The 13,753-nt window shown below is 40.0% G+C and carries 10 protein-coding genes, 1 pseudogene and 1 riboswitch; of the genes and pseudogenes, 9 read left to right on the top strand and 2 right to left on the bottom strand.

Annotated elements, in window-relative coordinates:
* Positions 1 to 144: 144 nt before the first annotated feature.
* From RS893_RS02210 to RS893_RS02190, 5 genes are all read left to right on the top strand, one after another.
* Positions 145 to 840 (top strand): DUF6875 domain-containing protein, encoded by a 696-nt coding sequence (locus RS893_RS02210; RefSeq protein WP_315789626.1) that lies wholly within the window; start codon positions 145 to 147, stop codon positions 838 to 840.
* A 157-nt stretch (positions 841 to 997) separates the two neighbouring features.
* Positions 998 to 3,721 carry an amino acid adenylation domain-containing protein gene (locus RS893_RS02205; RefSeq protein WP_315789625.1) on the top strand — a complete coding sequence of 908 codons (2,724 nt, stop codon included), beginning with the start codon at positions 998 to 1,000 and terminating at the stop codon, positions 3,719 to 3,721.
* Between the two features lie 500 nt (positions 3,722 to 4,221).
* Positions 4,222 to 4,947: a phosphoadenosine phosphosulfate reductase gene (gene cysH / locus RS893_RS02200; RefSeq protein WP_315789623.1), complete on the top strand. Its 726-nt coding sequence runs from the start codon at positions 4,222 to 4,224 to the stop codon at positions 4,945 to 4,947.
* A gap of 85 nt (positions 4,948 to 5,032) precedes the next feature.
* Positions 5,033 to 6,349, top strand: a complete 1,317-nt coding sequence (locus tag RS893_RS02195) for an exonuclease SbcCD subunit D (protein WP_315791843.1) — start codon at positions 5,033 to 5,035, stop codon at positions 6,347 to 6,349.
* 188 nt (positions 6,350 to 6,537) lie between these two features.
* A complete protein-coding gene (locus RS893_RS02190) occupies positions 6,538 to 8,019 on the top strand; it encodes a pentapeptide repeat-containing protein (protein WP_315789622.1) in 1,482 nt (493 codons plus the stop codon).
* Between the two features lie 68 nt (positions 8,020 to 8,087).
* Here the strand turns inward: RS893_RS02190 and RS893_RS02185 are convergent, their stop codons facing one another.
* Together RS893_RS02185 and RS893_RS02180 are read right to left on the bottom strand one after the other, a co-directional pair.
* Complete coding sequence (locus RS893_RS02185; RefSeq protein WP_315789621.1) at positions 8,088 to 10,154, bottom strand: heavy metal translocating P-type ATPase; 2,067 nt, start codon at positions 10,152 to 10,154, stop codon at positions 8,088 to 8,090.
* A gap of 418 nt (positions 10,155 to 10,572) precedes the next feature.
* Entirely contained in the window at positions 10,573 to 11,469 is an 897-nt protein-coding gene (locus RS893_RS02180; RefSeq protein WP_315789620.1) for an amino acid ABC transporter substrate-binding protein, read from the bottom strand.
* 240 nt (positions 11,470 to 11,709) lie between these two features.
* Positions 11,710 to 11,933: riboswitch (cyclic di-AMP (ydaO/yuaA leader) on the top strand.
* A gap of 98 nt (positions 11,934 to 12,031) precedes the next feature.
* Here RS893_RS02180 and RS893_RS02175 point away from each other — a divergent pair.
* The 4 genes and pseudogenes from RS893_RS02175 to RS893_RS02160 all read left to right on the top strand — a co-directional run bounded on the left by RS893_RS02175 (position 12,032) and on the right by RS893_RS02160 (position 13,602).
* The gene (locus RS893_RS02175; RefSeq protein ID WP_315789619.1) at positions 12,032 to 12,391 is read left to right on the top strand and encodes a hypothetical protein; all 360 of its coding nucleotides are present in this window, start codon (positions 12,032 to 12,034) and stop codon (positions 12,389 to 12,391) included.
* Between the two features lie 141 nt (positions 12,392 to 12,532).
* On the top strand, positions 12,533 to 12,655 hold the full coding sequence (locus tag RS893_RS02170; RefSeq protein ID WP_315789618.1) for a hypothetical protein: 123 nt from the start codon (positions 12,533 to 12,535) through the stop codon (positions 12,653 to 12,655).
* A gap of 3 nt (positions 12,656 to 12,658) precedes the next feature.
* Positions 12,659 to 12,793 (top strand): annotated as a pseudogene (locus RS893_RS02165) (ATP-binding cassette domain-containing protein); the annotation flags it as partial.
* Positions 12,794 to 12,972: 179 nt separating this feature from the next.
* Positions 12,973 to 13,602, top strand: coding sequence for a universal stress protein (locus tag RS893_RS02160; protein ID WP_315791842.1), 630 nt, complete (start codon positions 12,973 to 12,975; stop codon positions 13,600 to 13,602).
* Positions 13,603 to 13,753 lie beyond the last annotated feature (151 nt).

The raw sequence follows: 13,753 nt of genomic DNA, 5'->3' as shown, positions 1-13,753 counted from the left end.
TAATTTGAATTAATCAAATCAAATAGTGAGTATAAATATTCATAATGAATAAGTTGAAAAGACTTATTACAGTATTTTTGATGTCTATTTTCTCTTCGGTCTTATAAATTTAATCCACACTTATTATTTGATAACCAAGGAATTATGCAGCTTTATACACCAATTGAAATTGATACAATTCAGCAAGACATTCAGTATTTAGTTGAAGTTAAAGAGTGGGTGAAAAATTTTTTGGCAAAACCCCATCCTGATTTAGGTAGGCGGGGTGCAGTTTGCCCATTTGTTCCTCAATCACTCAAGTCAAATAGCATTCGAATTGCAGTTATTCACGCTAAAAATTTACAGCCCCAACAAATAGAAGAGATTGTGAAAAACTATCGAGATAAGTTCTTAGAGATGGAACCGCGAGATAGAGAAGCTGCCATCAATAAAGCTTTTTTACTTATCTTTCCTGACATTGCTCTAGAAGATGCCGCCACACTAATCGATGGTGTTCAACAAAAACTTAAGCCTGTTTTTGTTGAGCAAGGATTGATGATTGGAGAATTTCATAAGCTTACAGAAACGAGAGGTTTACATAATCCAAACTTCTATCCACTTCGTAGCCCTGTTCCCCTACTAGCTATACGTTTTATGGTTGAATCCGATTTACCTTTTCTGGTTAATGCAGACAATTTACATTTACGTATTAGATATTTGGAAGCTTATTTAAGGCACTTTGAAACACAGATGAAAGACGAAACAAAGTTAAAAACTGCTTATCAAGCATTGATTTTGGCAAGAGAAGCACTAGCAAAAGAAAATTTGGCGGATTTAGACTCCGAGTTTCTCGTAGTCTAGTACAAAATTGCAGAAATTCATAACGAAATTCCTGTAACCAAACTCTGCGACCCTTTGCGCTCTCCTTTGCGATCCTTTGCGTTTAAAAACACTACGAATTAAAGCAAAGACTTAAGATTATTCCAATCAATTTATCTGTATATTAATTTTTGACATTATGAAAATTGAAAGCCAGCAATTATTCCCAAGTTCTAAATTTAATCCATATACTCTGAATTATGACAAAAAGCATCACAGCCAAATAGATGACACCAAATATTTGTGTATTCATCAAATGTTTGAAGCACAGGTAGAAAAATCTCCAGATATGGTTGCAGTGGCGTTAGCAGACACTCCTAGCCTAGACAAACTAACTTACAGGCAATTAAATCAACGAGCAAATCAGCTAGGTCATCACCTACGTAATTTAGGAGTTGGGCCTGAGGTTTTAGTAGGTGTTTGTATGGATCGTTCCTTGGAGATGATAGTGGCATTACTGGGAGTTCTCAAAGCTGGTGGGGCTTATGTACCCTTAGATCCGGCATATCCTCCAGAACGGTTAGCTTTTATTTTGGAAGATACCAAAACACCAGTGATGCTAACGCAGACAAAATTGTTAGGGGACCTACCAGCTAGTGAAGCGCAGGTAATTTGTTTGGACTCAGAATGGGAACTCATTGCTCAGAATAACCCAGACAATCTTGAGAATTGGACAACGCCAGAGAATCTGATCTACGTTATTTACACCTCTGGTTCTGCAGGACAACCAAAGGGTGTAATGATTCCCCATCGTGGTATTAGTAATCAATTACACTGGCGACAAACAAGTTTTGGACTAACCGATACAGATAAGGTTTTGCAAACTATATCTTTTAGCTTTGACCCTTCTGTTTGGCAAATATTCTGGCCGTTATGCTTTGGAGCCAAGTTGATATTACCTCGTCCGGGTGGACACCAGGATAGTGCTTATTTGATCAAAACTATTGGCGAACAACAGATAACTGTTTTAGCAATGGTTCCTTCGATGCTGCGTATATTGCTGGAAGAGAAAGGAATTGAAAGTTGTCAATGTCTGAAGCACATTACCTGTGGTGGTGAAGCTTTACCAGTCGAACTCATAGAACGCTTCTTTGCCCGTCTGAACTTAGATAATGTTCTGTATAACTGCTATGGGCCTACAGAAGCTTCTATTGATGCTACCTACTGGAAGTGTCAACGCAACACTATTTATGTGACTGCTCCCATTGGTTGTGCGATCGCCAACACCAATATTTACATCCTAGACTCTGATTTGCAACCTGTACCTGTTGGGGAACCTGGCGAACTTTATATCGGTGGTATGGGTTTGGCGCGGGGTTATCTCAACCGTCCGGAACTAACAGCACAGAAGTTTATTCTCAACCCTCTGAATTCATCTGAACGCCTTTACAAAACAGGAGACTTGGCGCGTTACTTAAGTGACGGTAACATCGAATTCCTTGGTCGCATTGACCACCAAGTCAAGATTCGCGGCTTCCGCATTGAGTTACCAGAAATCGAGACAAAGCTTTCGCAACACCCTGGTGTACAAACAAGCGTAGTTATGGCCCGTGAGGATATTCCGGGTGCTCAGCGCTTAGTTGCTTACATTGTCCCTAGTGGGGAACAAGCAGTCACTATTGGTGAACTCCGCAACTTCCTCAAACAAACACTACCAGATTACATGCTGCCATCGGCGTTTATGATCCTAGATTCCCTACCTCTAACACCGAATGGTAAAGTAGACCGTCGTGCCTTACCAGCACCAGATCAGAATCGCTCCCAGATGGTAAAAAACTTTGCCACACCACGAGATAATGTAGAATCGCAGCTAGCAGAGATTTGGGAAGAAGTTTTAGGCATTCAGCCTGTAGGTGTTACAGACAATTTCTTCGATTTGGGCGGTCATTCGTTGGTTGCTTTGCGCTTGTTAGGAAAAATCGAACAGAAATTTGTCAAAAGTCTGCCTTTATCAGTATTCTTGCAAGCACCAACAATAGAACAACTAGCTAAAATTCTCCAGCAGGAAGAATCACAAGCCCTTTGGCAACCACTTATCCCAATTCAAACTCATGGTGATAAGCCACCCCTATTCTGCGTACACGGTGCTGATGGTAATGTTCTTGTCTTCCACAACTTAGCCCGTTATTTAGATGTAGACCAGCCAGTTTATGCATTACAACCCCACGGACTAGATGGTAAAAAACCTTTGCAAACCAAAATAGAGGATATGGCATCTGAATACATTAAAGGTATTCGTACTGTCCAACCAAAGGGGCCTTATTTGCTAGCTGGCTTTTCTGCTGGAGGTGTGATCACCTTTGAAATGGCACAACAACTGTTAGCCCAAGGGGAGAAAGTGGCGTTTTTAGGGTTATTTGACACCTCTAGCCCTACATATTTTCATAAATTGTCATTCCATCAATGGATTTCTCGTCATTGGAATAATTTTTTACAAATCGAACCAAAACAGAAATTTAACTACTTATTTATGGGGGTGCAGCAGCGCCTGCAAAAGATTGGGGAGATAGGCAATAGCTTCAGCGTAGGTAGTGTTGAAGAAAAATCACCACCTGTTGTACCTCTAGAACAAAAGATAAATTCAACAGAAGTTGCTTTTTTTGAAACTCAACGACGAGCTGTCAGAGACTATCACCCACAACCATACTCAGGCAAGATCACCCTTTTCCGGAGCCAAGAACAGATTTGGTGGGTTGGAAGCGATCGCAATTTAGGTTGGGGGGGAATAGCTGAAGTGGAGATTCATTCCATCCCTGGTGGTCATGACAATATTGTCAGAGCTAATGTAAAGTTTTTGGGGGAAAAATTGAGCGGCTGTTTGCATTCATGCTGTCAAGAATGTAAAAAGCCCACTCATAACTGAACGGGCTTTTGTAAACTTTGTTTACTAAAATTTTAATCTTTGTCTTAAAACAAACTCATCAACGTAATAACGCTAGCACTAGTTAGTACCACTAATGCTCCCATCACCAGAGACTGATTTAGTTGATTTGGAGTTTTTGAGTCATTCATTTTAAATGATGCCTTATTTTTAAGGATTCTATTTACAATATCAAACTCAGCATATTTATCTACCAAAGTATGGTAAAACTTAAAATAGCTTTACCTATCTTAGTAAATATAACTGTGATTACTAACTATTTAGTGGTTAGTAGTTGTTTACTACTCCACCCTACGGGAAGCCACTTGCGTGTCTACACACCCCACCCTTACCTTAAGCCACTTACGTGTCTACACACCCCTTACACTCCCCACCTCCCAAATCCGCGTAGCAATTACCGAATATCCGACCAAAATATGCGTCTTTTTTAGTGTAAAATCATGGTTACGAAAGCTACGGAACAGTTTGACTAGAAAATAACCATGACCATTTCCACAGTATCTAGGAACCAAACCGCCAATTTAGACTTGGATCAATTGAATCAGAAGTATGAGAATGCTCATCCAAGCGAAATATTGGCATGGTCTGTCGAGAATATTCCCACAGGATTGGTACAAACCAGTGCTTTTAATGTTGATGACATGCTGATCACAGATATTTTATACCGTGAACTCAAGCATCCAGTACCTGTGATATTTCTCGACACCCTGTTTCACTTCCGGGAATCTTTGGAATTGGTGGAAAAAGCCAAACTAGTTTACGACCTAGATTTGAAAGTTTACAAAATCCTTGATGTAGATTCTCGTGAAGCTTTTGCAGCCAAATATGGTGATGAACTCTGGGATAAAGATATTGCTAAATTTCACCACCTCACCAAAATTGAACCTTTGCAAAGAGGTTTAGCAGAACTGAATACTGTTGCTTGGATTACCGGACGCCGTCGTGACCAGGCTGTGACTCGTGCAAATATGCCCATATTTGAAATTGACGGTAATGGTCGGGTGAAAATCAATCCCCTAGCCAATTGGACACGTAAACAAACTTGGGGTTACGTTGCTGAACATGGGGTAATTTACAATCCTCTCCATGACAAAGGTTATCCCAGTATTGGCGATGAACCAATCACAACCCCAGTCGGTGAAGGTGAAGACGAACGCGCTGGACGCTGGCGTGGTTTTGGTAAGACTGAGTGTGGAATTCATATTTAATTATTTGTCATTTGTCATTAGTTATTAGTCATTTGTAATTAGAGTATTAAACAAAGGACAAATGACTAATGACCAAGGACAAGTTATGATTAAAATCCTCCATCTTTCAGACATCCACATGGGAAGCGGTTTCTCCCACGGACGTATTAATCCAGATACAGGTTTAAATACACGGTTGGAGGATTTTGTCAAGACTTTATCTCATTGTATAAACCAAGCGCTAACACAGGGTGTGGATTTGGTCATTTTCGGTGGTGATGCTTTTCCTGATGCGACACCACCGCCTTATGTGCAAGAGGCTTTTGCTGGTCAGTTTCGTCGTCTTGTCGATGCCCAGATTCCCACTGTCTTGTTAGTAGGTAATCATGACCAACATTCCCAAGGGCAGGGGGGAGCAAGTTTATGTATTTACCGCACATTAGGTGTGCCAGGAATTGTAGTAGGTGATACTTTAACTACTCACCGTATTCAAACCCGTAATGGGCTTGTACAAGTCATTACTTTACCTTGGTTGACTCGTTCTACGTTGATGACTCGCCAGGAAACTGAAGGTTTATCTTTAAGCGAAGTCCATCAACTCCTCATTGAACGTCTGCAAGTTGTTTTAGAAGCAGAAATTCGCCGTCTTGACCCGAATATACCAACAATTCTTTTGGGTCACTTGATGGCAGATAATGCTAGTTTGGGAGCTGAGCGCTTTTTGGCAGTTGGTAAAGGCTTTCTCATTCCTTTATCCATGCTGGTGCGACCTTGCTTTGATTATGTAGGTTTAGGACATGTCCACCGCCACCAGAACTTGAATAAATCAAATAATCCACCAGTGGTTTACCCAGGAAGTATTGAACGGGTGGACTTTAGTGAAGAAAAAGAAGATAAAGGCTACGTAATGGTTGAGTTAGAACGTGGTAGTGTTAAGTGGGAATTTTGCCCTTTACCTGCACGGATTTTCCACACTATTGAGGTGGATGTATCAAAGGCAGAAGATCCACAAGCCGCAATTATGAAAGTGATCGCCAAGTATAATATTGAAGATGCAGTCATCAGACTAATTTACAAACTTCGTTCCGAACAGTTAGATTTAATTGATAACGCTGCACTCCACAAAATATTAACTCTAGCTCACACCTACACTATTCAACCAGAATTAGTGAGTCAATTAGCTAGACCGCGCGTCCCGGAATTAAGCGCTAGTAGTAGCATTGATCCTATAGAAGCACTAAAAACCTATCTAAACAATCGTGAAGATTTAAAAGATATAGCAACATCTATGCTGGAAGCAGCGCATAAATTACTAGCTGCGGACGAAGAAAACTGGGTAGAACCCAATTCAGTGGAAGAAAACACCAAGCAAATAAATCAGATAAAACTAGACAACGCACAGCATCAGTTACGATTACTTTGACTACTGTTCTGTGTCATTGCTTCTGAGAGGTTGGGAGGGGGAAGATCCCCGACTTTTTTTAAAAGTCGGGGATCTCGCAAATTATAGGAAGTTTCCTAAGCCGCAATTACATTAACCTAAGTATATGATCATCTGCCGATGGTGTGATTCAATCTACTAATACACAAAAAATATTTAAGTGATTAGCAATGACTTCTAGGCAAATATCCTTAAAGACTATAGCGCCAATAGTAGTTGCAGTAGTTGCGATCGTAGCTGGGTTGTATCTGTTTAAATTGCAACCATCATCAAAAACAGACACAACGGCAGGTTCTAATTCCAAAACTCTTGTACCGCCAGAACTTTGGCGCGATACTCAACTGCAAACTACTCTTGCACAAGCTTCTAGTCGCACTGAGTGGGTTAGTTCTTTGGCACTCAGCACAGATGGCAAAACCCTGATTAGCGGTAGCGATGATAAAACTATTAAAATCTGGAATTTAGAAACTGGTAAGCTACAAAATACTCTTTCTGGTCATAATGCTGCTGTTAATTCTGTAGCAATTAGTCCTGATGGCAAACAAATTGTTAGTGGTAGTGATGATAAAACTGTTAAACTTTGGGATTTAAGTTCAGCTAAAGAGTTACATTCTTTTGCTGAGAATTCTGGTGAAATCAAGTTTGTTGGTTTTAGTGCAGATGGTAAAACTCTCATCAGTGTTAGTGATGAGAAAAAATCTGACAAAGATGACAAAACTAATAAAACTATTAAAATTTGGGATGTTAATTCTTTTAAAAAACTTGAGACTTTCAGTGGTGGTACAGGGACAGTAAATGCTGTTGCTTTTAACCCTAAAACCCAAATTCTGGCTATTGGTAGTAATAATGCTAATACTATCGATTTGTGGTATTTAGCAAATAAAAAGTTAGTAAATACTGTGACAACACAATCACCTAAAGTTGTGGCTGTGGCACTCAGTCCAGATGGTACAACCTTAGCAGCTAGCGGTAATTACGGTGTGGTTGAACTTTGGAATCTTGACTTGGAAAAATTAAAGTTACCTATTGCTAGTTTAGATCCTCAACAAAGGAAAAGTCTTTCTGGCAATTCTGGTACTGTGGAAGCGATCGCCTTTAGTCCAGATGGTAAGACATTATTTACTGGTTCGCGGGATCTCACCGTCAAAACATGGAATGTCAACAATGGTGAGTTAGTTCGGATTCTTAAAAATAGTGCTTGGGTAGAAGCTGTTAACGTCACACCTGATGGCAAAACTCTTATCACTGCTACAGCGCTAGGTGAAATTAATTTATGGCGTCCTTCTAGTCAAGTATATGCACTTAGAAAAGAAGTTGCAGAAAATATAAGTAAATTGTTGTCGACTAGAAGCTGTAAAGAATGCGATCTGAGCGGTGCGGATCTAAGTAATTTAAGTTTAAATGATGTAGATTTACGTTGGGCAAATCTGAGCGGTGCTAACTTAAGTAATACAAATCTCAGTGGTGCGAATTTAGAAAATAGTATTCTGTTTGCAGCTAATTTAGAGCGTACAAATTTAACTAAAGCTAAACTTGAAGGTGCAAATTTAGCAAAAGCAAAATTAACTGCTACTATTATGCCTGATGGCAAAGTTACCCAGGAGCAAACCAAGCAGGAAAATAGTGCATCTGCTGAGGCAGTTAAACAGTAAATTTGTTGTTTGTTGATTATTGGTTGTTAGTTGAAATAAACACCAAACAACAAACAACGAACAACTAGTCAATTTTTCAACAATCGTAAACCACTCAGGGTAACTAACACAGTAGATCCTTCGTGTCCTACAACGCCGATAGGTAAGTTAATTCCACCTAAGAAATTAGCAATCAACAATAAAATAATAAATCCTAAAGCAATAGTGATATTCTGCTTTACTATTGCTTGTGTTCTTTTACCTAAGAGTATAGCTGCTGCGATTTTTTCTAATCTATCTGCCATTAAAACAATATCAGCAGTTTCTAATGCTACATCACTTCCTGCTGTACCCATTGCAATACCTACAGATGCTTGGGCTAGGGCTGGTGCATCATTAATACCATCACCTATCATTGCCACTGTTTTATACTCTTGCTGCAAACGGCGAATTACATGCAGTTTATCTTCTGGTAGTAACTCTGCATATACTCGATCTACTCCCAACTCCCGCGCTACACTTTCAGCAGTCTTTTGGTTATCTCCAGTCAACATGACTATTTGCTCAATTCCCAATTTTTTCAGACCAGAAATAGTTTCTGCTGCTTGCGATCGCACTGTATCGGCAATAGCAATTATACCTAGTACTTGATATTGCTGTAGTGGGATAGTGGGGTGAAATCTTTCTCCCAATCTCCCAATCTCCCCATCTCCCCATCTCTCCATTGCCCCTAATCCCCACTCCCCCAAGGGAGTGGGGGCCCCGAGTTCCCCATCTCCCCATCTCCCAATCTCCCCATCTCCCCATCTTTTTTGTGCTATCCAAACAACTGTTTTCCCTTGTAACTCTAAATTTGTAGCAATCTCAATTAAATTTTTCGGTAAATCTGTAACATATTTTTTGACAAAATCATCTTTTCCAGCTATTACTTCCTGGTTATTAACAATACCTACAATTCCCTGTCCAGGGAAAGCTTGTACCTCTATTGCCGCTTGCCAATCTACGTTTGTTGCTGCTTTCACAATTGCCTGTCCTAGAGGATGTTCGGAACGTGATTCTACAGAAGCAGCAGCTTTTAATACATCATCTTTTGTATATTCACTAGTAGGAATTACTTCACATACTTCTAAGAGTCCTGTTGTGAGAGTACCTGTTTTATCAAAAGCGATCGCTCGTACTTTCCCTATCATTTCCAATTGCGCGCCATTTTTAAACAAGATCCCCTGTTTTGCACCATTGGCAATTCCCGAAAGCAGTGTTGGCATAATTGCAGCCATCAACGCGCAGGGAGAAGCCACCACCAAAAAAGTTAAAGCCCGATAAATCGCCGTTTCCCAATCCCAATTCCCAAGTAAAGGCGGCAAAACTAACAGCAGTACTCCAGCTACCACAATTACCAGCGCGTAGCCTCGTTCAAATCGTTCAATAAATTGTTGAGAAGGAGGCGTTTCTGTTTGGGCTTGCTGTACCAAACGAATTACGCGTTGAATCAAACTACTTTCTGGTTGTTGATGCAGCTTTAACTTCAACGCCCCATACCCGTTTAACGTACCTGCAAATACTTCATCACCCACCGTCTTCTCCACAGGTAAAGACTCGCCCGTAATTGCAGCTTGGTTGAGAGTGCTGTAACCTTCCACAATCACTGCATCTGTGGGAATTAATTCTCCTGGCTTGACAATGATTTCATCTCCTACTTGCAACTGTTTAACGGGAATAACCTCTTCTTTTTCCCAACGCACAACCCTAGCTGTGTCTTGCGTTAAACTCATCAAACTGCGGATACTCCGTTCAGTTCGCTGCATAGCATAACCTTCTAAAGCACCACTAATTGCAAAGATGAGAATCAAAATAGCCCCATCAATAATTAAGTAATACTCTCTACGCCATAAACCAAGCCCAGCAGCACCAAGTGCCGCCACAATCATCAGCAAATCTACATCCAGTTCTTTTTCTTCGATCAGGGTTGTCAATCCCTCGCGGGCGCTTTCGTAGCCACCAATCACATAAGCTATGGGTAGCAGCAGCAACGCCCATCCCAAAAAGCCAAGGTGCAAAGCAAACCATCCACAAAATAAAAACAACCCACACACAAGGGCTGCTACCGCATCTGCATGTTCTTTGGTCAATTGATGCAACCGTTCTGGATAAAGCATGAGAGTCGAATTAGTACTGACTCTCTTACGCTAAACCTTGACATTAATGTTAATGTCAAGGTTTTGTTGGTAGTTAGTTGTTAGTTGTTAGTGGGTAGAGACGCGGTGTTCCTCGCGTCTGTACATTAGTAATTAGTAGTTAGTTGTTAGTTGTGATTTTTGACCAATAATTCCTCTCAGGGTACAAGAAAGCAGATTTATCTGTGGGGTCAATCCAAAATCCAAAATCCCATGACCACTAACCACTAACCCTACTCTTGTAAGAAGACGCTTGCGCGTCTACGGCAAGCGGCTTCTGTAAAGTAAGGGTCCCCCGGCATAAAGAAAGAGGCGTTGGGGATTGGGGGAATGGGGTCCCCTTTGGGGTTGGGGGAGGAACCCCCTGCGTAAGAGTCGCTGACTCACCACTAACCACTAACTATTGAGAAATCTCTTCGCGAGATTCAATCACTATTTGCATGGTTTCAATTGCTAAATCGCGTAAATCATTGTTCAGAAAAACCACACCATTGGAACCAAACCAGCGATCAAAGATAGTGGTATATCGTTTCTCACCATCCACAAATCCTTGCATGAATTTGTAGAGAGTATAGTTAACTGAGTCGAGGAATCTGGAATTATTCTCAGGAACCATACATGCAATCCCTTCTCTAGAGTAAGGGCGATCGGGTACTACTTGAAAAGTATCTGGGTTTTTCGTTGTTCCTAACCACCCTTCTAACAAGATGCTATCTGCTGCAAAAGCATCTATTTTCCCCTGTTGCAATGCAGTATATCCTTCTGCCCGATCTTTTAAGAAGACTAGCTTAGCTTGGGGTTGTACTCGCTTGAGTGCTAATTCGTTGGTAGTTTGACTAAGTACACCAATACGTTTACCAATTAAAGACTCAGGAGAACCTAAATTGCTTCCCTTTTTGACTAATAATTGAGTACCTGTAGCACCATAACTAAGTGAAAAATCTACTTTTTTATCCCGTTCCCAAGTAAAACTACTCGCATCACAAACAATATCAAGTTGTCCATTCAGAATTTTTGGAATCCGTTCTCCTGGTGTCACTGTTACCAATTGCAATCGAATTTTCCTTCCCAGTTCTTTTTCTAATTGTTCTTTAATCAGATTCAACATATCTACGGAATAACCAACCAATTGTCCCTGATTATTGGTATAGGCAAAAGGTATCGCATCTTTGCTTGTGCCTGCTGTCAGTACTCCTGTCCGTGCTAATTTTCCCATCACCGTTTCTGCTTTGGCAACGGCAGGTGTGAATGTTGTTAATAAGAGACTCAAGGTAGTTATTGCCAGTTTTTTATACATATTCCATCTGGGAAATATTGCTTTTTGTCGGCATATTGTACAAGGATGTTCAAAAGTAGTAAAGTCGCTTTATTTTTTTACCTTGGCTTTGTCAATGCCAAAATTACGGATTAAATTTTTGCTTGTCGATTTGAATTATAAATTACGTTTTGTTACACTAAACTTAATAATCAATAATCATATTTACCTTGAGATAGGTATACAATATTAAGAAATTCATGTTACTTTATTGTTTTAAGTAGAGTAAGTCAGCCTAATCTAGCAAATGACAACGCTATCGCTGGAGCGGAGGAACCATATTTTGGGGCGTATCATTACGAAAGGCAAAAGGCAGAAGACAGAAGACAGAAGGATAGGAATTTAGACTTCTTCAGACTTCATACTTCACACTTCATCCTTTCTCAGAAGGGCATCTCTCAGCCCTAGCCCGTCAGCTAACTTCGTAGGCATTGAGAGGAGACTGAAGAGGCAGCATTTTTAATGTTTAAACCTCATCAGCTTCCTTGGCTGGTACTGCTCAGGTTTTTTGTACCTGCACTTGACTCTGTTGAGGTTGCATCTGATGATATTTCAACTGAATTTGGCTGCAAGATTTGCAGTTGCTGGGCAAATAGCTGGGAAAAAAGGTTTTTTCCGTAAATATGGATTGAATGTCAGACTCAACCGGGAAGCAACATCCCGTGACGGGTTAATTTTTGGTCAAGCCATGTGGAATTTTGGGCTGTGTCCTTGGTACGAATACAAACAACAATATGGCGATCGCGCTTTGGAAATTTTTGGTCGTGATTTAAAAGAGGATTACAAAGTCGAATCACCAGAGGTATTTATCGAGAATAAGGGTTTTGACCCCAGTGACCCTATAGGATATCTCAACAGTTTTGAAATTAGAGCCAACACTCCAACTCGTTTTTATATGTCTTAATTGTTGGGATAAAAAATTTATAGCGATCGCAATCTTGATCACTACAACTAATTAACGCCTATAGAGGCTTTAGGTTTGACGAAAAAATCTGCTCATTCACTCTTCAAACTATAAAGAATTCTTCTCAACCAGGAGCATCCCATGATTAAATCTACCTCTTTTGCTACAGATGATAGACATCAATTAAATGTCTCTGCATTTTTGGAAATAGAAAATTTAGTCAAGTCTTATCCAAAAAATTATGGTGGCGAGTTTGTCGCTTGATAAGTTTTAATGACAAATGGCCCAGCTGCTAAAATAGGAGAAATTTTAGAAGTTCCCTTTTCCCATCCACGCGATCGCTCCTATATGCGAAACTCAAAACAATACTACGAACTCCGTAATTATGCGCTAAATTTCTGAGAGCGAAATTTTACGACTGATGAATAGTTTTTTGTTAGTAGATAGTAAATAGTAATTTCTTGTTTGATGTTTGTTGTTTGGTGTTTGGGAAAAACAACTACCAAAAATCAACCATCAACCAGCAACTACCAATATCCAAATTTGATTGCAAAGAAGTGAATGCTGTGAATATCAAGCCAATGTTAATGCGTTTGCAAGACGCGCTCAATAGAGATGAGTTAATTGAGCAAATGTTATTGCACTGTAACCCAATCACATCTTTTTCAGAACAAGTTCAATTCACAAAACCAATCAACTTCATAGTTGGTTATAACAGTTCTCCCAACAGTCATACTGCGTTGGATATTAGTTTATTGATTGCTCATCAAACACGCTTAGCAACAAAATCACATGTTATAGTTCAAGCTGTCTACGTGTTAGAAGAATACCAAACCAATGATTTTTTTGATGTTTTGCCAACACAGGATTTTCAAACTAGTGAATTATGTGAGCAGATTCCAGCATATTGCCCGATCAGTTTACCATCAAAAAATGTTCAAACTCCCGTCTTAACTCAAACAAATAAGTTTGCACAAGCAGAACGTATATTATGGCAAGCACGTTGTCTGGCTGAAGAATGGCAGAGTTATTTTAAAGCTCACCTGCGGTTTGGTTGTGTTGCTGATGAACTAGAGAAAGTAGTTGCATCAGAAGCCGCAACTGTGCTGTTTCTAGGTTGTAAATCAGCCAAACATCCGATTGTGCAAAAACTTGGTTCCAATTTTCCTTGTGCGATCATAGGCATACCTACTAGTATTGATGAAGAATGAAAATAACAGCTTGTAATGAGTACTAATTGACAATAAACTACTACACCTCTACTGCGCTCACTACAAGCTTTTACAATTTTGGATTTAAAATTTTGGATTGGACACCTTATCCGGGTATAGATTCTGTAAATCTATCTGTTACAATCATTTT

Origin of the sequence: Fischerella sp. JS2 (genome assembly GCF_032393985.1) — a bacterium.
In the GTDB taxonomy this organism is placed as follows: Bacteria; Cyanobacteriota; Cyanobacteriia; order Cyanobacteriales; family Nostocaceae; genus Fischerella.
Note: the sequence above shows the minus strand (reverse complement) of the source record. Positions and strands in the feature narration are given on the sequence as shown.

Bases quoted from the DNA above. Each gene is read 5' to 3' on its own strand.
- cysH (WP_315789623.1), top strand. From the start codon at position 4,222: ATGACCATTTCCACAGTATCTAGGAACCAAACCGCCAATTTAGACTTG.
- RS893_RS02185 (WP_315789621.1), bottom strand. From the start codon at position 10,154: ATGCTTTATCCAGAACGGTTGCATCAATTGACCAAAGAACATGCAGAT.
- RS893_RS02195 (WP_315791843.1), top strand. From the start codon at position 5,033: ATGATTAAAATCCTCCATCTTTCAGACATCCACATGGGAAGCGGTTTC.
- RS893_RS02180 (WP_315789620.1), bottom strand. From the start codon at position 11,469: ATGTATAAAAAACTGGCAATAACTACCTTGAGTCTCTTATTAACAACA.
- RS893_RS02190 (WP_315789622.1), top strand. From the start codon at position 6,538: ATGACTTCTAGGCAAATATCCTTAAAGACTATAGCGCCAATAGTAGTT.
- RS893_RS02170 (WP_315789618.1), top strand. From the start codon at position 12,533: ATGATTAAATCTACCTCTTTTGCTACAGATGATAGACATCAATTAAAT.
- RS893_RS02175 (WP_315789619.1), top strand. From the start codon at position 12,032: ATGATATTTCAACTGAATTTGGCTGCAAGATTTGCAGTTGCTGGGCAA.
- RS893_RS02210 (WP_315789626.1), top strand. From the start codon at position 145: ATGCAGCTTTATACACCAATTGAAATTGATACAATTCAGCAAGACATT.
- RS893_RS02205 (WP_315789625.1), top strand. From the start codon at position 998: ATGAAAATTGAAAGCCAGCAATTATTCCCAAGTTCTAAATTTAATCCA.
- RS893_RS02160 (WP_315791842.1), top strand. From the start codon at position 12,973: ATGTTAATGCGTTTGCAAGACGCGCTCAATAGAGATGAGTTAATTGAG.